The organism is Maribacter polysaccharolyticus (assembly GCF_028882255.1).
GTDB lineage: Bacteria > Bacteroidota > Bacteroidia > Flavobacteriales > Flavobacteriaceae > Maribacter_A > Maribacter_A polysaccharolyticus.
In genome coordinates this window covers 667,175-692,970 of sequence record NZ_JARBUY010000001.1, presented here as the reverse complement: position 1 = coordinate 692,970, position 25,796 = coordinate 667,175, and the positions used below count along the sequence as shown (strand labels likewise).

Here is a 25,796-nt window from a genome sequence, read left to right as displayed (position 1 = left end):
TAAACCGCAAGACGATATAAAGCTGAAGGTTGAACATGGCCGGGACCTAATCATAACTAAAACCTGATCGATCTTGGAAAAAGGGCGCGTAAAGAATATTAAAACCGAGTTGTTATCCGATAATTGGTACACTCTCAATAAATTGACATTCGAATACGAAAAAGAAGACGGCACTTGGGAAACCCAGATCCGGGAGGTCTATGATCGGGGCAATGGGGCAGCTATCTTACTATACAATCTAAAAAAAGGAACCGTGGTCCTTACGAAACAGTTTAGAATGGCTACCTACGTAAACGGTAATAAAGACGGAATGATGGTTGAAGTCTGTGCGGGAGTGTTGGAGGGGGATCGTCCTGAGGACTGTATCAAAAAGGAAGTGGAGGAAGAAACGGGTTATAAGATCGAAAATGTACGAAAGGTTTTTGAATCCTATATGTCCCCTGGATCCGTTACCGAAGTTTTACATTATTTCACGGCAGCCTATGAAGATGCGATGAAAATAAGCGAAGGTGGGGGTGCCGATGATGAAACAGAAAATATCGAGGTGTTGGAGATGCCCTTTGAAGAGGCATTTAAAATGATCGAAACCGGTGAAATCAAGGATGCCAAGACCATTATGCTTTTGCAGTATGCCAAAATCAACAAGTTGTTGGGGTAGTCTATAGACCAATGCCCTAATGACCCCATATTTTGTACCGGATTAGGTAACATCATACCGGCAAGGGTCCAGGTCAAAGTTTTCCTCTCTAAATAGGTGCCAAAAAAATAAGCCCCATAATCCATAGTGGATAATACTATGGATTGATGGGGCCTACACCTATTAACTATTCTTATTTCAGATCAAACCTGTCGGCATTCATGACCTTTACCCATGTATTGACAAAGTCGTTGACAAATTTTTCTTTATTGTCATCTTGGGCATAGACTTCTGCATAGGAACGAAGTACCGAATTGGAACCAAATACAAGGTCTATTCGGGTAGCCGTCCATTTTAGGGCATCCGTTTTACGATCACGGATTTCATAGAGGTTTTTCCCTATGGGCTTCCAGGTGTTGGCCATATCGGTTAAATTGACGAAAAAGTCGTTGCTCAGTGTACCTTCCTTATCGGTAAATACACCGTGTTTAGTGGCTCCGTGATTGGTTCCCAATACACGCATACCACCGACCAGAACGGTCATTTCCGAAGCTGTTAGTCCCATAAGTTGTGTACGGTCTAACATTAATTCCTCTGGAGTTACGACATATTCTTTCTTCATGAAGTTGCGATAACCATCAGCAAGTGGCTCAAGTGGGGCAAACGATTCCGCATCGGTCATTTCATCGGTAGCATCACCACGGCCGGGTGCAAAAGGTACGGTGATATCGTAACCAGCTGATTTAGCAGCTTGCTCAACTCCAAGGGTACCCGCCAATACGATCGTATCGGCAATACTAATGTCGAATTCTTTGGCAATGGGTTCTAAAACCGATAATACTTTGCGTAATCGATCGGGCTCGTTGCCTTCCCAATCTTTTTGGGGGGCTAAACGAATACGGGCACCATTGGCACCGCCCCGTTTGTCGGAATTACGGAAAGTACGGGCACTATCCCAAGCAGTGGCTATCATATCCGAATGGGAAAGGCCCGAAGCCGCAATCTTTTCTTTTACTTTCACTACGTCATAATCGTTAAGACCAGCGGGAATCGGGTCTTGCCAGATCAAGTCTTCCGCGGGTACATCCGGACCAAAATAACAGGATTTCGGACCCATGTCCCTATGGGTCAATTTAAACCATGCACGTGCAAAAGTTTCGGAAAAATAGTCTTGGTCCTTCATGAACTTCAACGAGATTTCTTTGTAAATGGGGTCGACCTTCATGGCCATATCGGCATCGGTCATCATCGGATTATGTCGGATCGAAGGGTCTTCCACATCTACCGGTTTATCTTCTTCCTTGATGGTTACCGGTTCCCATTGCCACGCTCCGGCCGGACTCTTACGTAATTCCCAATCATGGTTGAACAACATGTCGAAAAAGCCATTGTCCCATTGGGTAGGGAATTTGGTCCATGCGCCTTCCAATCCACTGGTTACGGCATAGCGACCTTTACCTGTCTTGTGGGGATTGGCCCAACCTAGGCCTTGTGCCTCTACAGGTGCTGCTTCGGGTTCCGGACCTAAAATACTGGCATCCCCATTACCATGGGTTTTGCCAACCGTATGTCCGCCAGCGGTCAAGGCAACGGTCTCTTCGTCGTTCATGGCCATTCTCGCAAAAGTTTCCCGCACTTGGGCTGCGGTCTTCATGGGGTCGGGTTTGCCGTTGACCCCCTCGGGATTCACATAAATCAGCCCCATTTGAACGGCTGCCAAAGGATTTTCCATGGTCGATGGGTTTTCCAAATTCTCATATCGTCCATCACTCGGTGCAAGCCATTCTTTTTCGGCCCCCCAGTAAATGTCTTTTTCCGGATGCCAGATATCTTCCCGTCCAAAGGCAAAGCCGTAGGATTTAAGCCCCATACTTTCATAAGCGATCGTACCGGCCAAAATGATCAAATCGGCCCAACTTATTTTATTGCCATATTTTTTCTTTATGGGCCATAGTAAACGTCTTGCCTTATCGAGACTTACATTGTCTGGCCAGGAATTAAGTGGGGCAAATCGTTGGTTACCGGTACCGCCACCACCACGGCCATCTGAAATTCTATAGGTTCCTGCGGCATGCCATGCCATACGGATCATCAATCCGCCATAATGGCCCCAATCGGCAGGCCACCATTCCTGGCTGTCGGTCATTAAATCGTGTAGATCTTTTTTCAAGGCCTTTACATCCAGTTTTTTTAATTCTTCGTGATAGTCGAAATCTTCACCTAAGGGGTTTGTTTTGGTGTCGTGCTGGTGTAAAATATCCAAATTGAGTGCGTTGGGCCACCAATTCATTACTGATTTCCCTTCAGAGGTATTTCCACCGTGCATTACCGGGCATTTGCCAAGAGTGCTGTTTTTATCCATAATATTAATTTTTAAAAGTACCTGTTATTTGTAATTTGATATCTTGAATTTTAAAATTCCTTATTCGCTTTTTATTAAAGTATTCGAGTAAAAGTCCGTCCAATTTTTCATCTTCATAATCCACGATTCTATGGGTTTTTCCACAGTATAGATGATGGTGATTTGTCAATAGGGGGTCATAACGCATTTTACCACTTTCCGTTTTTACCTTGTTCAAGAGGTTGGCCTCGATGAAAGAATCCAATACCTTGTATACGGTCCCCAACGAAATGTTCGGATGCTCTTTATTGATGTATTCTAAAATATTCTCGGCTGTCGGATGGTTGTCCAGTTTGATTATGGCACTTAAAATAGCAATCCGTTGTGGAGTGACCCGCAATCCTTTTTTTGAAAGTTTAATTGCTATTTCTTTAGTGTCCATCAATCATTACTAAATAGGAATAATTATCTTTTAGTATTATGTTTAAAATTACGAATTGAAAGGTGAGAATACTATCGTTTTAAAGAAATTTTAAGAATATAATTATTTTATACACGTTGTATTGTGAATTTGAAAAAATACTCGTGTATATTAATAGCTTACTTGAGGACTTTGCAATCCGATTTCTGGCCATCAATGGGATGATAACCATGGTCACGGTTGTTATGATGGCATAGGGCGGTTAGCGCAGTACACCTTAAATTCCGATGTTGAAATGAGGGTTTTTTAAAAGGTATTATGGTAAAAACTTCGAATTTCAATAATTGTCACGGATGTTCTCAAAAATAGTTTGCATCCTTTTTTTGACTTCGGAAGAATTCGCCATAAAGTGGTTGTTCATAAAGCTGAAAATCACTGTTTTACCCGATTTTGTAAGCAAGTAGCCACTTAGGCAATGATTATTGCTTAAACTTCCTGTTTTAGCATGTATATAGGGTTCGGGATCACCAGGGTACCAATTTTCCAAAGTACCGGCTATTCCTCCGGTAGGAAAAAAACCGAACAATCTTTCCGTGGGTATTTCAGTATACAATTTGCTTAATACATGTACCATTGATTCCGGAGTGAACAGATTATACCGCGAGAGTCCGGAACCATCGACCCATCTTGGCGGTTGTCTTAGATCGGACAAAAAGTTCTCGATAATGAATTTTCGGGTCTTGGCGCTGTTCAGGGTGTCCGAAAGGGTTGAGGAAGCTACGAACAACAACTGTTCGGCCAGGAAGTTATCGCTAACTTCCATCATTCTTTTATATACCGAATCGGCAGGTATCCCATATAGGGCCTTTTTTTCGGTAGTAGGCATGGTAAGGGTTATCCGTAACTTTTTGTCCAGTGCTTTTTCCAACAATTTCCGGGTGAGGCTACTGTCGACCATCATGGGAATCTCAAGGGTGTCTTTTTCAGAAGGATTAAAATAGAACAGGTTTTTTTCAGGTTCCCGTTGCACCGTATGCTTAAAGGGAAGGACACTGTCCTTGAAATATTCCGGAAGAACCTTAAGGGGTCCATTATTTTCAATGGTAAGTACATTCCCATATAGCGGAAGACCGTTTCGTTCAGGGGAATAGTAATAGTGATAATCGTCCCATGACCAACCAGGACCATATTTTTCATCCTTGAAATTATTTAGGTAAAGGGCAATATTATCGTGGGAGCGTAGAAAATGAACGATCGTACTGTCTTTGAAAAAAGGATGTAGGGCAGAAGGATCTCCGGTACCTTCAATATAAAGTGTGTCGTTTTGTGTGGTATACTTTAAAGCGGGAATGCTGTCGGGGATCAATTGTAACGCGGTAAACAGCGTAAATATCTTGGTATTGCTGGCGGGCGTAAAGTATTTGGTACTGTTTTTTTTATAAAGGGTGTCTTTTGTAACGGCATCGACCATAAGGATTCCGGTAAATTGTTTGTCGTATGCTCCTGTTTCCACTTGGGTGCCTATTTTTTTGAAAATCTGTCTTTTGGTACTGGAACATCCTGTGAATAAGGTGGTTATAAGAAGTAGGACAACGAATTTTTTCATACTTTTGACGTGGATTTTATCCCTTTTGTTTTTTGTTTCCTATTTTAACAGGAAATTATTGATTATTTAACTAGTAACAAACAATATTGTAACTCGTTTTATAGTTAAATTTGGGTATACAACAACTAATAAACATTTTGAAGTATGGCTAGAGCTATGTTTGAGTACACTAAAACGGTACTTAAAAAAGTTAGTTTTGACACCAAACTCTTCTGTAAGGAGTTGGAAAAGGCTGTAAGAAGACTACTGCCTGCCGAAATTGAAGAACTGAAATACTGGTTAGTACAGTTCATAACCGACAAACCGCAATTAAAGGATAGTCTTATTTTATTAAAAGCATAAAACCAAAAAACCACCCTCATGGGTGGTTTTTTTTGGACTCTTGTAAACCACAACTACTTTTGTGCCGTATATGGTTTATATGCTGCATATAAATTGTTGTAACAAGTTTATTAGGTGGTTATTACCATTTTTATGCCTAATGGTTTTTGGTTGTGTCGATAATGACCTTTCCGATAACGACGTCGGTTATGCTATTGTTGGCAAATGGCAATTGGAAGCGACCAAAATTAGCCCAGGCGGAATAGTGGATTGGGTCTCTGTTGAAGATGGGGAAACATACGTTTTTAGACAGGATGGTACTTTCGGGCTATCAAAATGGGAAGGTTGTAAATCGCCTGTTGAAGGCACCTTTACCGTAACGGAGGAAATACTGAAGCTGTTTTTTCTATGTAATTCCGAACCCTATGAACCTGTTTATACCGTTTCATTCGAAGAAAATAAACTGATTTTGGGATTCCTCGGTTGTATCGAGGGGTGTTTGTACAGGTATAAACGAATGGATTGAATCTTATTTACCCAACGGACTTATGATCTTCACGTCCTGAAAGGCGATTGCTCCCCTGACAATACCTGAAATTACTTCCCTTAAGGCATTGGTAATCTGAATTTTCAACTCACTTTTGTGATAGATCAAACTGACTTCACGGGCTGGGGAAGGTGCATTGAAATGTTTTAGGTATTTTTTTTTGTCCCCGTCAAGATCAAGGGTATTTAGATAGGGCAAAAGGGTCATCCCGAGTCCTTCATTGGATAAATTCACTAGGGTTTCGAAACTGCCACTTTGAATTTGAAAGTGTTCTTCCCCATAATTTTTGGTAGCGTTGCAAAGGTTGATGATGCCTTCCCTAAAACAGTGCCCGTCCTTTAGCAAAAGAATATCGGTTATGTCGAGGTCGTTAGGCTCCAATTTCTCCTTACCGGCCAATCTATGGCTGGGAGGGATATAACCAACAAAAGGCTCATAATATAAAGGTCGTTCCCTGATATACTCAATTTCCAACGGGGTAGCGGCAATGGCACCGTCCAAATGGCCGTCCTGAAGGTTGCGGATAAGGCTTTCGGTATGCTGTTCCTTTATGATTAGATTGACTTTGGGATATTTCTTGATGAACGTTTTCAGGAACATGGGCAATAAAGTCGGCATAATGGTAGGTATGATCCCTAAGGTATAATCCCCGCCAATAAACCCTTTTTCTTGGTCTACGATATCTTTTATACGGTCGGCCTCATTCACAATATTCTTGGCTTGCTCAACAATCTTTTTACCTACCTCGGTAACTGCTATGGGTTTTTTGGCTCGGTCAAAAATCAAAACATCCAATTCGTCTTCAAGTTTTTGAACCTGCATACTCAAAGTAGGTTGTGTAACGAAGCTTTTTTGGGCGGCCAAAGTGAAGTTTTTGTACTCGGCAACGGCCAATACATATTGTAGTTGAGTAATGGTCATGTCGTATAATTTTGGCCTATAAAAGTATAAAAACTAACGATCAAAATGATCTTCAATGACCTGAATATTCATTAATTTTACGTGATAATAAAAACAAACATTATGTCTTACAATAGTATAGGTTTAAATGCAGAAAAATCCTTGGCGTTAAGCGAGGATTTGAATGAATTATTGGCAAACTTCCAAACGTATTACCAAAATTTAAGGGGTATTCACTGGAATATCAAAGGGAAACGTTTTTTTGATCTTCATGTTAAGTTCGAGGAGCTGTATAACGACGCGAATGTTAAGGTTGATGAGATTGCAGAACGTATCTTGACCCTAGGGGGAGTTCCTTTACACACGTTTGAGGATTATAAAATCAATTCCAAGGTTCCCGTGGGTAAGGATATCACCAAGGATGAGGAAGCCATACGCCTTATTGTTGAATCATTGACACAATTATTGGTAACCGAACGTAAGATCTTAAATGCTTCCGACGATGCGGAAGACGAAGGAACAAATTCCATGATGAGCGATTTTATTTCCGAACAGGAAAAGACGGTTTGGATGATGAAAGCTTGGTTGGCCGAGGAAATTTAGGCCACGAAAGTGTAAATATAAAGAAGGCTTCTTAATTGAAGCCTTTTTTATTTTAGGGCTATAGGGTACCGACGTAGCTTCCTTTAGCCTTAATTTGTCCCTAAGTAGGGGGGCGTTGTAGGGAGCGGTTTTGGCTTATTGTTGCATTTTAAGGTAATAGTCCGCCGAATGTTTACCGGAACCGAAGAATATGAAAAACATACAACTGATCAGAACTACAGTTGCAAGTATCAGGTTGTTCATATTCATTTCCCCTAAGAAATTGACCAGTATGGCCCCTACCAATATAGGTAATTGTGCTATTACGGCCCAACGGGTCAATAAACCGATTACAATTAAAAATCCACCCACAAAATGGGCGGGTGCCACATAATGTATGATCAACATGCCTCCGGGCATATTTTCAAATGGTTTTAACACTTCGGCCATTTGAACATGGTTCGACATAAAATCAACACCTTTGGCAAAGAGGAAGACGCCAAGGGCAACCCGGATCAAATCAAAAAGATAGTACGAATGGGCATTTGCCCATTTATTCAATGTTTTTACAGTTCCCATAGCGATTTGTATTTAATGGATTACACTATAAGTTACTGATTTTTAATGAAATATAAAAGTATTTTTTTGCTTGCCGAATACATCCGATCCAATGGGCACAAAAGTAATTCAGGAGGTGAACGGTTCAGACGCCGGGAGGCGTAATATCAAAGGAACACCTATTTATCGGCAGGTTCATCTTTGTCTTCATTGTCCTGTACGATCAAGCATAGCAAACCGGCTATAAAAAATGAAACACCGCCAATCATCATGGCATAAATCGCATCGTTTTCAAAAAAGGTCTTGAGCATAAAACCTAGGATACCGGCGGCAACGATTTGGGGAATTACGATGAAGAAGTTGAAAACCCCCATATAATAACCCATTTTATTTGCCGGTAAGATACTGGAAAGCATCGCATAAGGCATAGATAGGATACTGGCCCAGGCTATTCCGACACCGATCATCGAAACCAAGAGCATATTGGGGTCGGTGATAAAATATATGGATACAAGGCCTAAACCTCCAATGAACAATGCCATTAAGTGCGTGATCCGTCTACTGGTCCGTTTTGCGATTACGGGTAGTAAAAATGCAACAATGGCGGCTATTCCATTGTAGATGGCGAAACAAATACCTACCCAGTCGGCACCTTCATTGTACAAGACCGAAGTGGTATCCGATGTGCCATAGACATGGCTGGTGACGGCTGAAGTCGTATAAATCCACATCGCGAACAAGGAAAACCATGAAAAGAACTGTACAAAGGCCAATTGCACCATCGTCTTCGGCATATTGAAAATGCCCATAAAAGATTCCTTTAGACCCGTAAAAACACCGGTTTCGGCATTTTCGAGTTTCAGCTTTTCCACATCATCCGGTGGATATTCCTCGGTATTGAGGACCGTCCACATGACTGCACTGAAATAAGCGATACCCCCAACATAGAATGACCATTTTACCGCATCGGGTATCCCACCGTCGGAAGCAATATTGCTGATTCCAAACCAATTGGTGAAGATATACGGCAGGGCAGAGGCTATGATGGCTCCTAAACCGATAAAGAAGCTTTGCATCGCAAAACCGCTCGTACGTTGTTCGTTGGGCAACATGTCGCCCACAAAAGCACGAAAAGGTTCCATACTTATGTTTATTGATGCATCCATTAACCATAGCATGATCACTGCCATCCACAAGGCTGTTGAATTGGGCATGGCAAATAAGGCGATCGTGGCCAAAATAGCCCCGATAGCAAAAAAAGGCCTACGGCGACCCCATTTTTTATGCCAAGTACGGTCGCTGTAATATCCAATGATGGGTTGTACCAAAAGTCCAGTTACAGGTGCAGCGAGCCAGAGAATGGGGAGTTCATCCTTTGAGGCACCCAAGGTTTCGAAAATTCGACTCACATTTGCATTTTGTAACGCAAAACCGAATTGAATCCCCAAAAAACCGAAGCTCATATTCCAGATTTGCCAAAATGATAACTTGGGTTTTTTAGAACTGATAGAGACTTGAGCCATGTGGTAGTTATTTAGGTGGTAAATTTTAAACGATTATAAAAATAGGGTTTTTTATCCTTTGCGAAGGTACCCCAATGCCATTTTTATGACCGGTTTTCGCATGTTTTTCAGAAATCGCGTAGGGTGCCGATTTCGGAAGGCTTTCCACCTTTTTTTCATTCGAGTCATGGGATATATTCCACTGCTTTTTATATTGGATTATCGTCATTCTCCTTTTTGTGGCTTAAAGGGAAAAATTCCTCCATCCATACACTAAGCTGATATTTGGGATGACAATATCCAATTGAATCGGAGGGTCTTTCTGGTCTTTTATTTTTAACTTCATACCCTATTTGAAAAAAGGATAGGACATGAAGGTATTATTCATAGGGGGGACGGGAAATATCAGTGCGGCCTCGAGTCGTTTGGCAATTCTTAAAGGTATCGACCTTTACCATTTGAACCGGGGAAACTCAACCCTCCAAATTAAGGGGGTAAGGAAGATAGTCGGGGATATCCATGATACTAGAGGGGTATCGGAATTGACCAAGCACCATTGGGATGTCGTGGTCAACTGGATCGCGTTTACCCCAGAGGATATAGAAAGGGATATCCACTTTTTTAAAGGCAGGACTAAGCAATACATTTTCATCAGCTCGGCATCTTGTTATCAAACGCCTTTGAGCTATCCCGTAATTACCGAATCGACCCCACTTTACAACAACTTATGGGATTATTCCGCAAATAAAATCAAATGTGAAGACCGCTTGCAACAGGCCTATCGTGAAGAAGGTTTTCCGATGACCATTGTACGCCCATCATTGACCTACGATACCGTAATACCCATTGCCATAGGCGGATTTAAGGAGTATACTACCGCAGATAGGATCCAAAAAGGCAAGGAAATCATAATACATGGGGATGGTACCTCGTTGTGGACGGTGACCCATTCCGATGATTTTGCCAAGGGGTTCGTTGGTTTGTTGGGACTTACACAGGCCATTGGGCATGCTTTCCACATTACCTCGGATGAAATTTTGAGTTGGAACATGATTTACTCCATTCTGGCCGATAGTCTTGGTAAAGAGGCCAAGGTCGTACATATCGCCTCGGACTTTATCTGTAAAGCAGAACCTTCGTTTACTGGCACCCTCCTGGCCGATAAGGCGGAAAGCGTTATTTTCGATAATTCCAAAATCAAGACCTTCGTGCCTGGTTTTAAAGCTACGATTCCCTTTGCTACAGGTATTAAAAGGACATTGAAGTGGTTGGATGGGAATCCGGAAAGGAAATTTGTCAATCCGGAAACGAATCAAAAGATCGAACATATCCTGAAGCTCTATAAAAGTACGGATGCATAGGGTCATTCCTTCATTCGATTGGCAATATCCCGGGAAAGGGGATTTTCGGTCTTTTCCAATTCAGCAATGATCTTGGGATGGTCAGCTTTCCTGCCTTGGGAGAGTTTATAAGCGGCCTGTATGCTGTTTATAGTGATCTGGAAACCGACTACACCTTTGACTTGTCGAAGGGTCTTTTCGGAAAGTTGGTCCAAGGAAATGGGGTTTTCGGAATTTTGCTCATATTTGTCGACCAGCCTATGCATCGAGGCCAAGACAGCGGCTTCGGGCAATATTTTTATTCTTCCATAAACATGTACCGCGATATAATTCCATGTAGGTACTTCTTCCTCCTTGTACCATGACGACGAGATATAGCTATGGGGTCCGTTGAAAATACATAATACCTTATCGTTTTCCGCAAAATGCCGCCATTGGGGATTGGCTTTGGAAATATGGCTGACCAAGACATCTTGACCGTCATCGGTGGTCTCCAATTCCAAGGGGATGTGGGTCGCCCAAGGCTTACCCGCTACTTGGTTTACCAAAATACCGAAACTGTTTTTACGGAGGAAATCTTTAACCTCAGTGATATTTTCGTTCTTATAGTGATGTGGGATATACATGATTTTTAGTTTTCCAAGGTGGCCAAAACAGGTAAATGATCGGAAATATACTTGTTGTTTTCCATACGGTCATCAATATGGGTGTAAGATTGAACCTTATAGCCTTTAACGAAGATATAATCGATTTTATGGTTTACCATTTTATTGGGGTCAAAACCAGTGAAAGTACCCCTTGGGCCATAAAACGGCTTTTGGGTATGGTCCATACCCTCATCCAAGTATTTTTTTAAGTGTTGGATGGGGGCTTCTTCCGGTCCAAGGTTGAAATCGCCCGTTAATACCAACGGGTGAACACCGTCATTTATTTCCTTGATTTTCTCAAGGATAAGTGCCACGGAATTTTTCCTTGCCTTAGCCCCCCGATGGTCAAAATGCGTATTGAAAACATAGAATTTATGGTGGTCTTCCCTATTTTCAAAAAGCGCATACGTACAAATGCGTTCCAAAGCGGCATCCCAACCTTTTGATATTCGATCGGGCGTTGGGGAAAGCCAGAACGTATGGCTTTCCAAGACCTTTAACTTCCTGTGGTTGTAAAAAATAGGGGAGTATTCCCCTTTTTGTTGTCCATCATCACGGCCTACCCCTACATAGGAATAATCCGTTAAGGAGCTGTCCAAATAGGAAATTTGGCGGTGAAGGACCTCTTGCATCCCCACAATGACCGGATTGTAGTACCGGATCAATTTCACCATACTTTCCTTTCGGTCATTCCAGTTGTTAAGGGTGTCGATCGTATGGTCATATTTAATGTTATACGTCATTACCTTAATTTCTTGACTTTGTAGGCCTTGGACCAATAAAAAAAATAGGATGGGTATACCCAAGTTTGATTTGAACATAGGTGCTATTATTTTTTTGTAAATTATGACTCAAGATAATTATATATGAGTAAACGATAACAATGAAAGGGTATTTACATCAGATACATCCGGTACTGCCTGTAAAAGATGTGGTCGCAGCGTTGAAATTTTATGTAAATCGTTTAGGTTTTAAAATTGCTTTCGCCGATGATAGCAAAAACCCTACTTATGCCGGAATAATCCGTGATGGTATAGAAATCCATTTGCAATGGCGTGATCCCAAGGAGAGGGAAGCCATGCATGACAGGCCTATGTTGCGCATAGTTACCCAGAATATTGAAGCACTCTATGATGAATATTTTGAAAAAGACGTTTTCAATGCCCATACCTTGTTACGGCAAACCGCTTGGGGTACCAAGGAATTCGGTTTTTATGACCCTGATCATAATGGGTTGACTTTTTATAGGGACGACTAAAACACATCTTCCTGTATATCAGTTATTTATACAACTTTATTTCTCGGTTGTTTATGGGGTGCTATAAGGTTTTCCCCTTGATATCGTTGGGTAGAGGAATCTGCCATAAACGCGTTATGGAATCGCCTTAATAGATAATATTATCCAATATCCGATCAAGGTTACGCTCCATCTGATGGATTTTTTTATCTGAAAGGAAAACCGCATTGACCTCTTTTCGAAACTCGATAAGCTCCATGTGGGAGTAATAGTGCTTGTATATATTCTGTTGGATTTTTTCCAGGCTTTCATCCAACGTATCGCTAATGAACTCCTTGTACATTTTATTGAAGGTGTCAGGATCGGTTTTTGATTTTATTAAATTTATTTCTTCATCGGTTTCCATTGAATCTGCATTTGCACAGAGCAACAGCACATAGATCTGTAGTTCAGTTTTCTTCCAATGTTTTTTTGTAGTTTTCATAGTGAAATTGTATTTAAGATTCCGGATGTTTATGGTATGAATGTTAAAAGCCTGGACTTCTACAGCCATGGGGACCGTAATAGGTGTTGCTATTATCAATAACAGCAAGGTCATATTTTCATGGCTGTTTGCTTTTTCGTAAGTTGCATGGACCGTTGTCCAGGTTGAATTACTTTTCAATGGCCCCTACCATTACCTTGGCCCCGCCGGTGGCAAAATTGGCAAGGTCGGCAGCGGTTGCCTGCCCTTCGGGCGATTCCATGGTGGTCTGCATCGCTTCGGGACTGGAAAACCAAAATTCGGCCATGCGGTAGAACTCAGGTTTACTGCCATCGGGTGAACTCAGTAATTTTGTGAGTTCAAGCTTGGTATGGCCTTTCATTTTGGCCGCCTTGGGCAAATGGGTGTCCGAATAATACTTTTCAAATGCCTGAATGTCGGTGGGATGTCCATAAAGTACTGTTAGCTTGATCATGATGTTTGTTTTATTTAGATGAATAAACTTCCAATTCTATCTCGATTAAAAATTCGGGTAGTGCCAGTTCCTTGACGCCAAGCCAAGACCCTGTGGGAAATTGATTTTTGTAAATTTCACCCCGGTAGGCGGCGACTTCAAGGAATTTTGCCATATCGGTGGTGAAGACATTTTCTACCACAACATCATCGAAGGTGCATCCGTAGTGGTTGAGGACTTTCTCCAAATCGGAGTAGCAGTTTATCATTTGCTGTTCAATATCCCCTATTGCGGTGGCATTTCCTTCATCGTCCATACTTACGGCGCCGGAAATTTTTATTTCGTTACCGATTTTTACGGCGTGCGAATAGCCATAGGCCTTCTCCACTTCAGGACGTAGCAGGAAATATTCGGGTGTTTCGTTTTCAACTACGGTTTCGGTTTGTTCGGTTGTTTCCACTTGGGTCTGTTCTTTACAGCTAGAGAAAGCAATTGAAGCGCTTAAGGCAATTCCCGTAAGGATGTACTTTGTTGTTGTCATTTATTTGGTTTTTATGGTTTCATCTCGACCCGTATGAGTCGGATCGGTTTTGTTTGGCTTAAATTTTGAACGGAATGGGGGGCCTCGGGATCTTTCCACATGGTCAAGGGAAATGTCAAAGGCGATGGCAATTGTCGGGTGTCCAAAATGATATTTCCATTCCCATCACGATCTATAAAATCCCCGGCTTCCATAATATAGAGCACACTGGGCCACTGGTGGTGGTGTAGGGGCTCCAGTTCATTAGGTGATAAGGTCACCTCCAAAACCCGAACCATGTCATTTTCCAAAAGGATTTTATGATTGTTCGGTGCGGATATCACGGCGTCTTGGTCCAATGGCCAATCGGCAGGGTCACCACTTTTATATAAAATGGGTGGTCCTTTGGGGTTGTCTTGACCAAAAAGTCCGCCCAGACCTATAAAAAGCAACGATCCCAATAAGAAGTATGCTTGGAGGCTTTTCATAAGATGGGTTTTTTATATTGCTTTGATTTTTGCCTTTGGCCCGTCACAATCGGCCAGATCAAACGATTCAAGAATCCGTTTTCTGATCGGTTCAACGGCATTGTTAAGGTCTTGGATTCCAAAGTCCATCCCCGCCAGGGTACGAAGTGGGCGATTGCCCATTGGGGTATCGATGAGTTTTTCAAAGATCTTTACCACCACCATGGGATCGGTAGGTGCATTTTCATCCTCAAAAGCGGCATGGGTCTGACTACCGAAATTATCACTGAATTCCGACACATGTTTATAGGCCGAAGCGACCGCTATGTTTTCGGCAGGGACTAGGGCAGGGAAAAAGTTGGTGGCAAACGGCCCCGGTTCTACCACGACCACATCGATGCCCAATGGGGCCAGTTCATAGCGCAAGGATTCACTCAGGCCTTCCAGGCCCCATTTGCTGGCATGGTAAATACCGAAACCCGGCACCGCACACCGGCCGGCAATGGAACTGACCTGAATGATCAATCCCGATTTTTGGGCACGCATTTTCGGAAGTACCGCTTTGGCTACCCTAAAGGGGCCCAGGATGTTCAGGTCAAGTTGCGCCATACACTCCTGTGAGGAGAAGGCCTCTAAGGGCCCTCCAAAACCGCGCCCGGCATTGTTGATCAGAACATCTACTCGAGGGACTTTGGAAACTGCCTTAGCTACGCTATCATCGGAGGTAACGTCCATATCAAGTACCTCTATCTTTAAATCTTTGGAAGTCGCAAAATCACGTAATTCGGAGGCGGCCTTTTTGTTTTTATGGGCTGTATTTCGCATTGAGGCAAATACATGATGCCCTTTTTCGGCTAAATATTTGGCGGAATTATAGCCAAATCCCGAACTGCAACCGGTAATAAGAATTTTTTTCATAGTGAATATGTTGATTGGGGATGGGTTTAAATCGAAGGTGCCATGCCCAATTGTTCGAGAAGGACCATCTTGTCGTAAAAAGCATCTTCCCTTTCACATTTGCCGTCCCGGTCGAGTGTCCAAACGCTGAAACCATGGGTCATTATTTTTTTATCGGTAGGGTCGTTATCCATGAATTTACCGGTATTGGTACCAGTACAGGTCCAATATATATAGGCCTTGTTGCCCTGCACCGAACTTTTATCGATTTTTACGGTAAAGTCGGGAAATGCTTCAAAATAGATGTCCATGAACCCAGCATATTCCTGCGGATTTTTGGCTATGATATTGCCATTTTCGGTCCTGATGAAATCGGAAGTCATATGAGAGGCCATCAAGGCCTTGTCATTTGCATTCCAAGCCTTTGTTATATTGTCCACGGTCGATTGAACGGTCTTTTCTTCGACCGACATGCTTTTTTCAGCTTCCATTTTTTGAAGGGCAAGCACTACTTCGGTGGGGTCCCAATAGCCATACTCCCGAACGATTTTCCCATCTATGAATTGATAGGTCAGGTGGATCGGGATATCCACTACCTGACCGTTTCCGGCCAAGGTGCCTTTCCAATGCAACCAAGCGTTTACCCAGGTTTTCCCATCATCGGTGATTGCCATTTCATATTCCTGGTCTTCTTCAAGAAAACCCCTAGACGAATAATTGGCATCATTTTGTTGGTGATATGCGATGGTCTCGGCAGGGGACATGGGGTTCCCTATGGAATTGTAATAGGTCTTGGCCGTATCTGCATACATGCTGGTATCGTAGGTTTTACCGGTGTAATTGGCCAGTAATTTCTTGACCGTGTCGATTTGCGGTGATTGCTGGGTATATCGCTCAGCAGCTTTTTGCTGGCAACCCATCAACAGAATTGCCGTGAATATTAGTATACTTGATTTTTTCATGATTGCATTGATTTAAAAGATATTAGAATTCCTTTAAAATTTTGTAAGGCAGATATCAATTGGGGGTATAGCTTAAATCTGGGTGCATGCCCCCCGATTCAACTTCATATTTATAGACATACTGGAAGACTTCGTCAAAAAGCTTTTTCCCTTCTTCCCCTAACAAGACTTGGTTCGCTTTTGATTTTTTAGCATAGTCCTCTTCGTCAATGGCCGATAAAACGGCAATATAGTAATCGCCCATAGTTCCAAATCCATTGTGGTAGATACGGTAGTATTCCTTGGATCCTTTCCGTTCAAATAAGGCTTTTAGCTCTTTGAGTTTTGTCTTAAGGTTTTGGATATTTTCAGGTGTTACATGTAAAAAATGCCATTTTCTATAGTTTTGACCTTCGGTAATAGTGCTAATGCCCTCTGGCATATAGGTTAGTTCCTTGTTGAGGTACACCGTATAGTCCCCATGTTTATCGTAACATTCATTAAAGCGCATAAACATTTTATTAAATGCCTCATCTCCCATTTTTTCAGCTAAAGGCGCCATGACGTTCTTGTCAAGTTCGGCCATATTCTCCATAGGGGAAATAATCATATACCGTCCTGTTGCTGTAGCGGCTACCTGCCAACTAAGCCCTTGAAGGTTATGTTCAATACATGCTTCCTTGAATTCTTTGGAAATTTGCTCATATTTTTCGATCATCGAAGGTTTCACTCGGTCTTCATGAACATAAAAGAGCTGGTTTTCATTTTCTTGGGCAAAGCTTGTATACGGAATCAATGTGAGCATCGCAATGCTCAAAATCGTTAATTTAAGTGTTCTCATGATTTTCTATGTATTGAGGTTATTGTATGATGGCATGGTATTACTGTGGGGAATAACCCATATCGGGTCGCATTCGAGCTTCAATGGCTTCATACTTCTCCAAACTCGATATAAAGTCGTTATAGGTACTAACCCATTCTTCCCCCATCATTTTATTATTCTCCGTGATCTTGTGCGCATAATCCCCGGCACTTTCAGCGGCAATGGCCACCAGATAAAATTCGCCCCTAGTCCCAAAACCACTGCGGTAGACCCGGTAGTGTAGCTTTGAACCTTTACTTTCAAAAAGGTTCTTGATGGCTTGGACTTTCTTTTTTACCGCCGCCCTATTCCCGGGGGTGTAATGAAAGTAATGTAGTTTCCTATAATTTTGTCCTTCAATTGTTTGGGTGATGCCCCCGGGCATATAGGAGAGCTCCTTGTCGAGATGTAAGACAAAATTTTGTTCAATATCATAGCATTTATCCATCCTATCGAAAAGAGCGCCCATTGTATCCTCTCCCATCTTTTCGGCCAATGTTTTGAATATCGGTTTATCGATATCCGCCATATTGTCTATAGGACTTAACCATTGGTACCTATTGTCGATCGTATTGCTTACGATAACATTGAAATCTTGGATATTGTATTTTTTCATATTGTCGGTAAGCTCTTTACAGGTAGCTTCGTATTGGCCTATCATGGAAGGTTTTACAACGTCCTCATGCACCCAAAATGCTTGGGAACTTTCGTTTTGGGCGTTAAGGAAGCCCATGAATAAGAACATGACCAATAAATTTGGAAATATTGAAGTTTGTGTTTTCATTTTATGCCTATTTAGATTAATACTTTTGGTGTTACTGATGTATTTAAATTATCTTTCAGGTTTAGCTAAGGGTTGGTTTACTCAACGACGGGAGGTACCAACGCATAGCCCAACTGTTGTAATAAGGCCAGTTCATTGTAAAAGGTTCTTTCGATGGCAATTTTGCCCATTTGGTCGAAGGTTATTTCGGTATACCCGCTAACGGTGATGTGTTTGCCAGTAGCGTCGGATTCCGCAAAGGTGCCTGTATTGGTCCCTTCAAATGTCCACAGGGCAAACAATTGGTTGTTTTTGATCGCGCTATGGTCTATGGAGATTTTCAAATCGGGAAAACCGATAAAATAGATATTCAAATTGGCCTCCAGTTCATTAAGATTTTCCGCGATCTTTATCCCATTGAGCTGGCGACTGCAGTTTTGAACCGATATTGTTCTTAGGCTATCCATGTTTTTTTGGTTCCATGCGTGGGTGATATAAGTATTGAAATTCTTTGCAAGGGTTTGTTCAAGATCATTTGACCCGTCACTTTTCAAATTCTTTTTACAGTTGAGGGATAAGAAAACGATAATGATCCAAACTATTCCCTTTCTTCCCATGATCCTCGATTTTAGTGGGGTTGGCCAATTGGCACCACAAATGTTGCATTGTGAGTACTAAAAGAAGTGATAATGATCTTACTTAAAAAATCATTGGGGATGAATGGAAGCAATTATTGTCCGAAGGTCCATTTTTTGTTATCGAACAATTCCTATCCAAAATTTTGTATATTTAGAAATACTCATTTCCCCCGATGAAAAATTATAGAGAAATGAGAACAGACTTACCCCTTACTGTTTTGCCCCTTACCATTTTTCTATTTATGGGGTATTTCGGTATATCCCAAATTATCGATTTTGAACGTGAAGATCCGTATACAAAGGTATTTGTGGCAACGGATAATTTTGGGGCTTCTTATTTGGATGTGTTGGAAGGGTCATATCCCTTGGCCCAACCCGACACCCTTAAGTTTTCCATGCTCAATGACCTGGCCTATTATTGGCATACGCGAAATTTAAAGCGCTCCATGCAATTTACCCTAGAGGGATTGCGACTGACCTCTGAAGCGCAGAACAGCTTGTGGGAAGGAAGATTTCGAATTACCCAAGGAGCCGTTTTGTTGAGAATGGAGGAATTGGACAGTGCGTTGACCGTCTTATCGCAAGCCAAGGAAAACGTAATTAAGAGCGACCTGCCCATGTTATATACGCAAATGGGATATGTATACGAAAGAAAGGGGGAATTGGACCGGGCTGCCGATTTTGCCTTGATAGCTTTGGAAATCGGGGAAGAACTTAACGACAAAAAGGCCATAGCTATGGCCTATAGCGATTTAAGTAATTTATTTTGGAAGCAGTCCAAATTTAAATCGGGTTTGGAATACAGTCTTAAATCCGTTGCCCTATTTGAGGAAAGGGGGATCAATGACTTGGATTACGACTTTACCCTTTACCTTGTGGGAAACAATTATATGAGTTTGAAAGCCTATAAGCTGGCCCTGAATTATTTTAACCGCGCCATAGCCATAGGGGAGCGGTATGGGTTTTACAATAACCTTAGCGACGTATATATTTCCAAGGTGGATCTTTACACTTACTTGAATAATTTCGAAAAGGCTGTTGAAGCGGGTGAAAATGCCGTGAAATATGCCGAATTATTGGATAATGACTTTATGTTGATGCGATCGTGGTTGTCTATAGGGAAATTGCAGAATATTCAAGGAAAATATACTTCCGCCATAGAAAGTCTGAAAAAATGTATAGCCATTGCTTCCGATGATTTTGGCGACGAATATTATTTGAGTCAGGCCTACGAAGCTTTAGGTAAGGCTTATGCAGGCAACTTTAATTACCAAGAGGCCTATCAGGCCTTTGCGGTATATGATAATCTAAAGGACAAGATATTTACGGCTGAGGCCGACCATCGAATATCACAGCTAAGGACGGAATACGACGTGGCCCAAAAAGAGAACACCATTCAATTACAGCAAACCCGTATCACGAAACAACAGATACTGCAGAGCTTGATCATCACCATTGTCATTTTATTGGTACTTTATTTAATACTGTTATATAAGTCTTTAAAGAACAACAATAAAAAGAACAGCATGCTCCAAAAGCAAAATGAGGAGAAAGAATTTTTATTGAAGGAGATACATCATAGGGTAAAGAACAATCTCGAAATCGTTTCAAGCCTATTGGCCCTGCAGTCGGCGGAAATCAATGATGAAAAAATTGTGGAGGCCATGCAAAATTGCCGACATAGAATCCAAAGTATGAGTATGGTACATCAAAAATTGTATCAGGAAAAAAGTTTGTCATGCATTGAAATGAAATCCTATTTCTCGAATTTATCGAATTATATCATCAATGTATTCGATTCCCAAAAGAGGATCGGGATATTTTTGGACATGGAGGAAATCGAGCTTGATTTGGATACCGCCATACCTATCGGTCTTATCGTCAATGAACTATTGACCAATTCGATGAAATATGCGTTCCCCAATGGGGCAAAGGGAACGATTACCATCAGATTGAAAAAATCAGGCCCCGTATTGTCCTTAATGGTTGGGGACAACGGTATAGGGTTTTGTAAAAGGGGTGCGATTGAGGGAACAGGGTTTGGGACCAAATTGGTCAAACTCCTGACGAGGCAGTTAGACGGTAAAATGCAATTGAAGGTTGAAAAAGGGACAATGGTTTCTTTTGAGTTTGAATATAACAAAGCGGCATGAACATGGTAGATAAAACAAAGGTTTTGGTCGTTGAGGATGATATGATCATTGCGGCCAACATAAGTTTACAATTGACCAATCTTGATTATGAGGTTACGGGAATTGAGACAAGGGGAGAGGAGGCCCTTGTTCATGCTCGGGAAAATCGTCCGGATATAATCCTTATGGACATTAATTTAAAAGGGAAGCTCGATGGTATCGAAACGGCCAAACAGATACATACCATTATGCATATCCCCATAATTTACCTAACTGCCAATACCGATGAGGCCACGTTCAATAGGGCCAAGGAAACGCACCCTTTTGCATTTATATCCAAACCACTGAATATTATACAGTTACAACGTACATTTGAATTGGCCGTTCAACAGATCAAATTGAAATCGGGCGGTCAAACTGCGGATAATCCCACGTTGAAAGTTTTGGATGATCGCATCTTTATACGCCATATGGGTAAAATGATCAAGTTGCTATTGGCAGATATCCATTACATTGAAGCCGATAGGAATTATTGTAAGATCATCACAGGGTCCCAGCACTATTTGTTGACCACCACTTTGAAAACCATGGAAGAAAAGCTGCCTGCAAGTTTATTTTTAAGGGTCCATCGTTCCTATATGGTCAATATTGCGAAACTCGATGTGGTGGCCGAAGGACATTTAGAGATCAACCGCAAGGTAATTCCTATGGGGAAATCGCATAGAGAGCCGTTGCTGAACCGTATACAGAAGATTTGAAGGTGTTATCCATTTCTTTGGGTAATTTAAAGTATCGTTTAGGACACTTATAACGTGGTTTCGTCCTGTTTTCAAAGTTTTGATACGGAACAACCCTTACTTTTAACCCATAATGGTTTGGGGGAGCCATGAAACGGAATTCGAATTTGGGCTATGGGTTTGTTGTCCATGTCCATAGCCCAAATGAATTCTGCCCATCAACTAAATAGTATGTACATCATATTCATGCGGATTACCGAGGGTTGTTTCGGGTATTCTTTCTACGTTGGTTTTTATTACCCCTCCTAGGATTCCCGCTTTTTTGGGATTGGGGTTTTGACCTGTTTTGGTTGTTTGGACCACCTTGTTTTTGTTGGGTTTCTGAAGGTGCTTCCTGATTTTCGTCCATAAAGGGATGGTCGCCAATGCGTGGCACATCCTGTTTGATCAATTTCTCGATATCCCTTAAATAGGGGCGTTCATCCTTATCGCAAAAGGAAACCGCTATACCACTGGCATTCGCCCGTCCGGTTCTTCCGATACGGTGCACATAGGTTTCGGGCACGTTCGGCAAATCGTAGTTGATGACCAAGGAAAGGCCGTCAACATCGATACCCCTTGCGGCAATGTCCGTGGCTATCAAAACCTCTAATTTTCCATCCTTAAAATCATTTAAGGCATTTTGCCTTGCTGTTTGGGATTTGTTCCCATGTATGGCCGCTGAAGGGATAGCGGCTTGTGCCAACTTTTTCACTATTTTATTGGCCCCATGCTTAGTACGTGAAAAAACCAAGACCGAACTTTCCGGCTGCTCCTGTAACAAATGGACCAACAGATTTACCTTGTTGCCTTTGCTTACGAAATACACCTCTTGTTTTACTTTCTCGGCCGTAGCTTGTTCCGGTTTTACGGTGACTCTTTCAAAATCACCAAGTATCTTACGGGAAAGTTCAACAATATCCTTGGGCATCGTTGCGGAAAAAAACAGGGACTGTCTTTTAGGGGGAAGTTTGGAGATGACCTTTTTGATGTCATGTATAAAGCCCATATCGAGCATATGGTCGGCTTCATCCAAAACCACATATTCAATGTCCCTTAGCGATATGAAACCCTGGTTCATAAGGTCTAGTAATCGCCCGGGGGTCGCAATCAATACGTCAATTCCGTTTTTTAAAGCCTGTACCTGTTTACCTTGTTTGACTCCACCGAAAATAACCGTGTTCTTGATATCGGTGAATTTGCCATAGGCCGTAAAACTATCCCCAATTTGTATCGCCAGTTCACGGGTAGGGGTGACGACCAAGGCCTTAATTTTTCGATTTCGCCCAGATGGTGGGTGGTCAAGCGCTATCTGTTGAATGATCGGCACTGCAAAAGCAGCCGTTTTTCCAGTACCGGTCTGGGCTACACCCAAAAGGTCCTTGCCGCCCAATAAAATGGGGATTGACTGTTGCTGAATGGGAGTGGGTTTCGTATAACCTTCTAGCTCAAGGGCCTTAAGGATGGGTTCAATAATTCCTAAATCTTTGAATGTCATGTATCGTGAAGAATAAGGGGCAAAGATAGTCGAATAGTTGGGATAATGTTCCAATTCCTTAAAATGAGCCTAAATAACCATAAAACATGGGGCTTTACGGCAGGTTCTGTTCAGGTAGTATAGGATGGATGGGTAAACCGTCTAATGTATTTTTTCTTGATTCTACCCGATTTCGAAACGTGATTGAATAAAATTCAAAACGGCTTTTTTGGAATAGGAGGTAGGTTTGGTGCCTGTTTGCCCGTAATCTTGAATGATTTTAAGGACGTTTCGGCTATTTTGTGACAGTCTATCCAGATAATTGAACAGTTGGGTAACTCATTTTGGATTTAGGTCCAAAGTGTTGTCATTTTTGGGAAAGAATTATCCAAAATACCATTCATCATGAACAAACATCCTCCTTTGTCTTTTTGTAAGTCGATATACCGGCCTGTGCAGGGGCGGGATTGCCGAAGGAACGGAATGGTCTGCCCTGACCGAGGGGCGTATTGGGAAGACCGTTATCAAAGTCAGGAAACCGGCCCCTGCGCAAGTATATGGAACGTGCCATGTAACTTTTTGTTAATTTTAAGCCTGGGTCGATATTTTATCCCAAATTGGGGGAAATTCAAGGCTTAGAAAATATTCAAGAACCGTAAATCATAACATGAAGGAGTTTTTAAAATTATTGAAGATCAGCATCCTGATAACGGTGGCAATTGTTGTGGTTACCCGAATAATCAAATGGAATGTTCCCTTTGACTGGAACGAGCAGTTGGAATATGGAGCGATCAATTTTTTATTCGCATTTACCTTAACGTTGGTCAACGCCTATTTCAGCACTTATATCTCGAAAAAATTCAGTTGGGAAGCACAGGCCCAAAAAAGGCTATGGTTCGGGGCCTTGGGATCGATATTCCTAACGGTTTTGGCTTTTGGCCTTTTGCGTTTGCTCTTGTCCGTGGTATTTTACGGCAAAACATTGGGCGAATTTTTCGAAGGTGAGAAGGCGGTCTATTATATCGTGGCCTTGGGCATAGCATTGATAATCTCCCTGTTTTTCCATGCTTTTTATTTTTATAGGGCCCTGCAGGAGAACAAGGTCAAAGAGCAAAAAATCATTGCTGGTACGGCCTCGGCCAAGTTCGATGCCCTCAAAAACCAATTAGACCCGCATTTCCTCTTCAATAGTTTGAACGTTCTGACCAGTTTGATCGAGGAAGACCCTAAACAGGCCCAGAAATTCACGACATCCCTTTCCAAGGTGTATCGCTATGTATTGGAACAGAAGAACAAGGATTTGGTTTCTGTGGATGAGGAGTACCAATTTGCCAAGACCTATGTAAAATTGTTGAAGATGCGCTTTGAAGATAGCATTCATTTCGAAATCCCGAATCACAGCAATAACCCAGAGGCTAAAATCATACCGTTGTCCCTTCAGCTTTTACTTGAGAATGCGGTAAAGCATAATGTGGTGACCTCCTTAAAACCATTGCATATCAAAGTGTATGAGAAAGCGGGTATGCTCGTGGTGGAAAATAACCTGCAGGAAAAGCAGGTGGTGAAGAAGCGTAGCGGGGTTGGGTTGTACAATATTCAACAACGCTACGGAATATTAACAGACAGAAAGGTGGAAATTACCAAATCGTCCAGCGAATTCAAGGTATTGCTGCCCATGTTGACTAAACAAGTAACAGTAATGGAAACACAACAAACGTATATTGATGATAAACGCTATAAAAAGGCCAAGGAACATGTAGAACAACTCAAGGGGTTTTACGGCAATCTGCTCGCCTATTGTATCGTAATACCCTTTTTGGCTATACTTAACTATAATACAACGGCTTTTCCGTGGGTCATATTCCCTGCCATTGGCTGGGGTTTTGGAGTGGCCGTCCATGGGATGGAGGTCTTTGGGTATAATCCGTTATGGGGAAAATCCTGGGAGGAACGAAAAATGAGGGAGTTCATGGAGGACGAAGACTTTTAAGCTACGATCCATTCCACAAAATCAACAATTGGGTGATGTTTGTTTTATAAGGGCATAAAGCTATTTTACTTTTGGACCATAGATAAAACGACAATTCAAATCAAATTTAAAACATTATGGAAACAACGGAAAAAGACAATAAATATTTTAGAGCAAAGGATAAGGTAGAAGGGATTAAAAAGTTCTATACCAGTCTAATATCCTATATTTTTTTCATATGCTTTTTAGCAGCTATCAATTATTGGACCGACCAGTGGCGTTACCCATGGTTTCTTTGGGCAGCCTTCGGATGGGGAATAGGATTGGTGTTCCAAGCCTTTAAGGTTTTTGATTTAAATCCGCTTTTCGGGCGTAATTGGGAAGAGCGTAAGATCAAGGAATTTATGCAAGAAGATGAAAAACAACAAAAAAGATGGAAGTAATGGATACTATGGATAATGATAAATTCGGACGGGCAAAAAAGCGCGTAGTAGAACTTAAAGGGTTTTACATTCACCTTACGGTTTATATTTTGGTGAATACGTTTATTTCAACCATGAAGATCGTACGGAATTTAGGGGACGGGGAAAGCTTCGGCGAGGCATTTTGGGACTTTGGGACGTTCGCGGTTTGGATTTTCTGGGGCATTGGTTTATTTTTCCACGGAGCCAAGGTTTTTTCATACAATCCTTTTTTCGGGAAGGAGTGGGAGAAAAAGCAGATCCAGAAGTATATGGAAAAGGATAGGAAAGAAGCCGAAAAGTATAGGAGGTAGCA

At 41.9% G+C, this 25,796-nt stretch carries 29 protein-coding genes; 11 read left to right on the top strand and 18 right to left on the bottom strand.

All coding sequences use genetic code 11. The annotated features are described in order from the left end of the window. The first annotated feature begins 73 nt into the window (after positions 1 to 73). Complete coding sequence (gene nudK / locus PHU20_RS03095) at positions 74 to 658, top strand: GDP-mannose pyrophosphatase NudK (protein ID WP_274823875.1); 585 nt, start codon at positions 74 to 76, stop codon at positions 656 to 658. 172 nt (positions 659 to 830) lie between these two features. On the opposite strand, the gene katG is transcribed toward nudK, so the two are convergent. From katG to PHU20_RS03080, 3 genes are all read right to left on the bottom strand, one after another. Next, the gene (katG, locus tag PHU20_RS03090; protein ID WP_274823874.1) at positions 831 to 2,999 is read right to left on the bottom strand and encodes a catalase/peroxidase HPI; all 2,169 of its coding nucleotides are present in this window, start codon (positions 2,997 to 2,999) and stop codon (positions 831 to 833) included. Between the two features lie 4 nt (positions 3,000 to 3,003). Then, on the bottom strand, positions 3,004 to 3,420 hold the full coding sequence (locus PHU20_RS03085) for a Fur family transcriptional regulator (RefSeq protein WP_274823873.1): 417 nt from the start codon (positions 3,418 to 3,420) through the stop codon (positions 3,004 to 3,006). Between the two features lie 316 nt (positions 3,421 to 3,736). Next, on the bottom strand, positions 3,737 to 5,005 hold the full coding sequence (locus tag PHU20_RS03080) for a D-alanyl-D-alanine carboxypeptidase (RefSeq protein ID WP_274823872.1): 1,269 nt from the start codon (positions 5,003 to 5,005) through the stop codon (positions 3,737 to 3,739). A 144-nt stretch (positions 5,006 to 5,149) separates the two neighbouring features. Here PHU20_RS03080 and PHU20_RS03075 point away from each other — a divergent pair, with 144 nt between their 5' ends. Beyond that, complete coding sequence (locus tag PHU20_RS03075; RefSeq protein WP_274823871.1) at positions 5,150 to 5,347, top strand: hypothetical protein; 198 nt, start codon at positions 5,150 to 5,152, stop codon at positions 5,345 to 5,347. A gap of 139 nt (positions 5,348 to 5,486) precedes the next feature. Next, positions 5,487 to 5,852: a lipocalin family protein gene (locus tag PHU20_RS03070; protein WP_274823870.1), complete on the top strand. Its 366-nt coding sequence runs from the start codon at positions 5,487 to 5,489 to the stop codon at positions 5,850 to 5,852. Between the two features lie 3 nt (positions 5,853 to 5,855). Here the strand turns inward: PHU20_RS03070 and PHU20_RS03065 are convergent, their stop codons facing one another. Beyond that, positions 5,856 to 6,794, bottom strand: coding sequence for a LysR substrate-binding domain-containing protein (locus tag PHU20_RS03065; protein ID WP_274823869.1), 939 nt, complete (start codon positions 6,792 to 6,794; stop codon positions 5,856 to 5,858). A gap of 102 nt (positions 6,795 to 6,896) precedes the next feature. On the opposite strand from PHU20_RS03065, the gene PHU20_RS03060 reads away from it, so the two are divergent. Then, complete coding sequence (locus PHU20_RS03060; protein WP_274823868.1) at positions 6,897 to 7,376, top strand: Dps family protein; 480 nt, start codon at positions 6,897 to 6,899, stop codon at positions 7,374 to 7,376. Between the two features lie 135 nt (positions 7,377 to 7,511). On the opposite strand, the gene PHU20_RS03055 is transcribed toward PHU20_RS03060, so the two are convergent. Together PHU20_RS03055 and PHU20_RS03050 are read right to left on the bottom strand one after the other, a co-directional pair. Then, entirely contained in the window at positions 7,512 to 7,934 is a 423-nt protein-coding gene (locus PHU20_RS03055) for a DoxX family protein (protein WP_274823867.1), read from the bottom strand. Between the two features lie 158 nt (positions 7,935 to 8,092). Next, the gene (locus PHU20_RS03050) at positions 8,093 to 9,376 is read right to left on the bottom strand and encodes an MFS transporter (protein ID WP_274824456.1); all 1,284 of its coding nucleotides are present in this window, start codon (positions 9,374 to 9,376) and stop codon (positions 8,093 to 8,095) included. 410 nt (positions 9,377 to 9,786) lie between these two features. On the opposite strand from PHU20_RS03050, the gene PHU20_RS03045 reads away from it, so the two are divergent. Next, on the top strand, positions 9,787 to 10,776 hold the full coding sequence (locus tag PHU20_RS03045; protein WP_274823866.1) for an NAD-dependent epimerase/dehydratase family protein: 990 nt from the start codon (positions 9,787 to 9,789) through the stop codon (positions 10,774 to 10,776). A gap of 2 nt (positions 10,777 to 10,778) precedes the next feature. Here PHU20_RS03045 and PHU20_RS03040 read toward each other — a convergent pair whose 3' ends face one another. Then, the gene (locus PHU20_RS03040; RefSeq protein WP_274823865.1) at positions 10,779 to 11,381 is read right to left on the bottom strand and encodes an FMN-binding negative transcriptional regulator; all 603 of its coding nucleotides are present in this window, start codon (positions 11,379 to 11,381) and stop codon (positions 10,779 to 10,781) included. A 5-nt stretch (positions 11,382 to 11,386) separates the two neighbouring features. Continuing rightward, positions 11,387 to 12,223: an endonuclease/exonuclease/phosphatase family protein gene (locus PHU20_RS03035; protein ID WP_274823864.1), complete on the bottom strand. Its 837-nt coding sequence runs from the start codon at positions 12,221 to 12,223 to the stop codon at positions 11,387 to 11,389. Positions 12,224 to 12,285: 62 nt separating this feature from the next. Here PHU20_RS03035 and PHU20_RS03030 point away from each other — a divergent pair, with 62 nt between their 5' ends. Next, complete coding sequence (locus PHU20_RS03030; protein ID WP_274823863.1) at positions 12,286 to 12,660, top strand: VOC family protein; 375 nt, start codon at positions 12,286 to 12,288, stop codon at positions 12,658 to 12,660. A 127-nt stretch (positions 12,661 to 12,787) separates the two neighbouring features. Here the strand turns inward: PHU20_RS03030 and PHU20_RS03025 are convergent, their stop codons facing one another. The 9 genes from PHU20_RS03025 to PHU20_RS02985 form a co-directional block, all read right to left on the bottom strand. Continuing rightward, a complete protein-coding gene (locus tag PHU20_RS03025; RefSeq protein ID WP_274823862.1) occupies positions 12,788 to 13,123 on the bottom strand; it encodes a hypothetical protein in 336 nt (111 codons plus the stop codon). A gap of 169 nt (positions 13,124 to 13,292) precedes the next feature. Continuing rightward, positions 13,293 to 13,598 carry an EthD family reductase gene (locus PHU20_RS03020; protein WP_274823861.1) on the bottom strand — a complete coding sequence of 102 codons (306 nt, stop codon included), beginning with the start codon at positions 13,596 to 13,598 and terminating at the stop codon, positions 13,293 to 13,295. 10 nt (positions 13,599 to 13,608) lie between these two features. Next, a complete protein-coding gene (locus PHU20_RS03015) occupies positions 13,609 to 14,118 on the bottom strand; it encodes a RidA family protein (RefSeq protein WP_274823860.1) in 510 nt (169 codons plus the stop codon). 11 nt (positions 14,119 to 14,129) lie between these two features. Beyond that, the gene (locus PHU20_RS03010) at positions 14,130 to 14,585 is read right to left on the bottom strand and encodes a hypothetical protein (protein WP_274823859.1); all 456 of its coding nucleotides are present in this window, start codon (positions 14,583 to 14,585) and stop codon (positions 14,130 to 14,132) included. A 12-nt stretch (positions 14,586 to 14,597) separates the two neighbouring features. Continuing rightward, positions 14,598 to 15,482, bottom strand: a complete 885-nt coding sequence (locus PHU20_RS03005) for an SDR family oxidoreductase (RefSeq protein ID WP_274823858.1) — start codon at positions 15,480 to 15,482, stop codon at positions 14,598 to 14,600. 26 nt (positions 15,483 to 15,508) lie between these two features. Beyond that, positions 15,509 to 16,423, bottom strand: a complete 915-nt coding sequence (locus PHU20_RS03000) for an ester cyclase (protein ID WP_274823857.1) — start codon at positions 16,421 to 16,423, stop codon at positions 15,509 to 15,511. Positions 16,424 to 16,478: 55 nt separating this feature from the next. Then, positions 16,479 to 17,243 (bottom strand): hypothetical protein, encoded by a 765-nt coding sequence (locus PHU20_RS02995; protein ID WP_274823856.1) that lies wholly within the window; start codon positions 17,241 to 17,243, stop codon positions 16,479 to 16,481. A 40-nt stretch (positions 17,244 to 17,283) separates the two neighbouring features. Next, entirely contained in the window at positions 17,284 to 18,048 is a 765-nt protein-coding gene (locus PHU20_RS02990; protein ID WP_274823855.1) for a hypothetical protein, read from the bottom strand. Between the two features lie 77 nt (positions 18,049 to 18,125). Continuing rightward, positions 18,126 to 18,644, bottom strand: coding sequence for an ester cyclase (locus PHU20_RS02985; protein ID WP_274823854.1), 519 nt, complete (start codon positions 18,642 to 18,644; stop codon positions 18,126 to 18,128). Positions 18,645 to 18,856: 212 nt separating this feature from the next. Here PHU20_RS02985 and PHU20_RS02980 point away from each other — a divergent pair, with 212 nt between their 5' ends. After that, complete coding sequence (locus PHU20_RS02980) at positions 18,857 to 20,818, top strand: tetratricopeptide repeat-containing sensor histidine kinase (protein ID WP_274823853.1); 1,962 nt, start codon at positions 18,857 to 18,859, stop codon at positions 20,816 to 20,818. After that, on the top strand, positions 20,815 to 21,555 hold the full coding sequence (locus PHU20_RS02975; protein WP_338040869.1) for a LytR/AlgR family response regulator transcription factor: 741 nt from the start codon (positions 20,815 to 20,817) through the stop codon (positions 21,553 to 21,555). Before PHU20_RS02980 ends, PHU20_RS02975 begins: the two co-directional genes overlap by 4 nt. 232 nt (positions 21,556 to 21,787) lie before the next feature. Here PHU20_RS02975 and PHU20_RS02970 read toward each other — a convergent pair whose 3' ends face one another. Further along, entirely contained in the window at positions 21,788 to 23,071 is a 1,284-nt protein-coding gene (locus PHU20_RS02970; protein ID WP_274823852.1) for a DEAD/DEAH box helicase, read from the bottom strand. A gap of 646 nt (positions 23,072 to 23,717) precedes the next feature. Here PHU20_RS02970 and PHU20_RS02965 point away from each other — a divergent pair. The 3 genes from PHU20_RS02965 to PHU20_RS02955 all read left to right on the top strand — a co-directional run bounded on the left by PHU20_RS02965 (position 23,718) and on the right by PHU20_RS02955 (position 25,794). Then, complete coding sequence (locus PHU20_RS02965) at positions 23,718 to 25,040, top strand: 2TM domain-containing protein (protein WP_274823851.1); 1,323 nt, start codon at positions 23,718 to 23,720, stop codon at positions 25,038 to 25,040. Between the two features lie 116 nt (positions 25,041 to 25,156). Further along, on the top strand, positions 25,157 to 25,462 hold the full coding sequence (locus PHU20_RS02960; RefSeq protein ID WP_274823850.1) for a 2TM domain-containing protein: 306 nt from the start codon (positions 25,157 to 25,159) through the stop codon (positions 25,460 to 25,462). Next, on the top strand, positions 25,453 to 25,794 hold the full coding sequence (locus tag PHU20_RS02955) for a 2TM domain-containing protein (protein ID WP_274823849.1): 342 nt from the start codon (positions 25,453 to 25,455) through the stop codon (positions 25,792 to 25,794). Before PHU20_RS02960 ends, PHU20_RS02955 begins: the two co-directional genes overlap by 10 nt. The last annotated feature ends 2 nt before the right edge of the window (positions 25,795 to 25,796 follow it).

Excerpts from the sequence above, each read along its gene's own strand:
- PHU20_RS03020 (WP_274823861.1), bottom strand. The coding sequence starts at position 13,598 with ATGATCAAGCTAACAGTACTTTATGGACATCCCACCGACATTCAGGCA.
- PHU20_RS02975 (WP_338040869.1), top strand. The coding sequence starts at position 20,815 with ATGAACATGGTAGATAAAACAAAGGTTTTGGTCGTTGAGGATGATATG.
- PHU20_RS02970 (WP_274823852.1), bottom strand. The coding sequence starts at position 23,071 with ATGACATTCAAAGATTTAGGAATTATTGAACCCATCCTTAAGGCCCTT.
- PHU20_RS03030 (WP_274823863.1), top strand. The coding sequence starts at position 12,286 with ATGAAAGGGTATTTACATCAGATACATCCGGTACTGCCTGTAAAAGAT.
- PHU20_RS03000 (WP_274823857.1), bottom strand. The coding sequence starts at position 16,423 with ATGAAAAAATCAAGTATACTAATATTCACGGCAATTCTGTTGATGGGT.
- PHU20_RS03010 (WP_274823859.1), bottom strand. The coding sequence starts at position 14,585 with ATGAAAAGCCTCCAAGCATACTTCTTATTGGGATCGTTGCTTTTTATA.
- PHU20_RS03005 (WP_274823858.1), bottom strand. The coding sequence starts at position 15,482 with ATGAAAAAAATTCTTATTACCGGTTGCAGTTCGGGATTTGGCTATAAT.
- PHU20_RS03080 (WP_274823872.1), bottom strand. The coding sequence starts at position 5,005 with ATGAAAAAATTCGTTGTCCTACTTCTTATAACCACCTTATTCACAGGA.
- PHU20_RS02980 (WP_274823853.1), top strand. The coding sequence starts at position 18,857 with ATGAGAACAGACTTACCCCTTACTGTTTTGCCCCTTACCATTTTTCTA.
- PHU20_RS02985 (WP_274823854.1), bottom strand. The coding sequence starts at position 18,644 with ATGGGAAGAAAGGGAATAGTTTGGATCATTATCGTTTTCTTATCCCTC.
- PHU20_RS03015 (WP_274823860.1), bottom strand. The coding sequence starts at position 14,118 with ATGACAACAACAAAGTACATCCTTACGGGAATTGCCTTAAGCGCTTCA.
- PHU20_RS02990 (WP_274823855.1), bottom strand. The coding sequence starts at position 18,048 with ATGAAAACACAAACTTCAATATTTCCAAATTTATTGGTCATGTTCTTA.
- PHU20_RS03040 (WP_274823865.1), bottom strand. The coding sequence starts at position 11,381 with ATGTATATCCCACATCACTATAAGAACGAAAATATCACTGAGGTTAAA.
- PHU20_RS03055 (WP_274823867.1), bottom strand. The coding sequence starts at position 7,934 with ATGGGAACTGTAAAAACATTGAATAAATGGGCAAATGCCCATTCGTAC.
- PHU20_RS02965 (WP_274823851.1), top strand. The coding sequence starts at position 23,718 with ATGAAGGAGTTTTTAAAATTATTGAAGATCAGCATCCTGATAACGGTG.
- PHU20_RS03035 (WP_274823864.1), bottom strand. The coding sequence starts at position 12,223 with ATGTTCAAATCAAACTTGGGTATACCCATCCTATTTTTTTTATTGGTC.
- katG (WP_274823874.1), bottom strand. The coding sequence starts at position 2,999 with ATGGATAAAAACAGCACTCTTGGCAAATGCCCGGTAATGCACGGTGGA.
- PHU20_RS02960 (WP_274823850.1), top strand. The coding sequence starts at position 25,157 with ATGGAAACAACGGAAAAAGACAATAAATATTTTAGAGCAAAGGATAAG.
- PHU20_RS03070 (WP_274823870.1), top strand. The coding sequence starts at position 5,487 with ATGGTTTTTGGTTGTGTCGATAATGACCTTTCCGATAACGACGTCGGT.
- PHU20_RS02995 (WP_274823856.1), bottom strand. The coding sequence starts at position 17,243 with ATGAGAACACTTAAATTAACGATTTTGAGCATTGCGATGCTCACATTG.
- PHU20_RS03050 (WP_274824456.1), bottom strand. The coding sequence starts at position 9,376 with ATGAGCTTCGGTTTTTTGGGGATTCAATTCGGTTTTGCGTTACAAAAT.
- PHU20_RS03085 (WP_274823873.1), bottom strand. The coding sequence starts at position 3,420 with ATGGACACTAAAGAAATAGCAATTAAACTTTCAAAAAAAGGATTGCGG.
- PHU20_RS03065 (WP_274823869.1), bottom strand. The coding sequence starts at position 6,794 with ATGACCATTACTCAACTACAATATGTATTGGCCGTTGCCGAGTACAAA.
- PHU20_RS03075 (WP_274823871.1), top strand. The coding sequence starts at position 5,150 with ATGGCTAGAGCTATGTTTGAGTACACTAAAACGGTACTTAAAAAAGTT.
- PHU20_RS02955 (WP_274823849.1), top strand. The coding sequence starts at position 25,453 with ATGGAAGTAATGGATACTATGGATAATGATAAATTCGGACGGGCAAAA.
- PHU20_RS03045 (WP_274823866.1), top strand. The coding sequence starts at position 9,787 with ATGAAGGTATTATTCATAGGGGGGACGGGAAATATCAGTGCGGCCTCG.
- PHU20_RS03060 (WP_274823868.1), top strand. The coding sequence starts at position 6,897 with ATGTCTTACAATAGTATAGGTTTAAATGCAGAAAAATCCTTGGCGTTA.
- PHU20_RS03025 (WP_274823862.1), bottom strand. The coding sequence starts at position 13,123 with ATGAAAACTACAAAAAAACATTGGAAGAAAACTGAACTACAGATCTAT.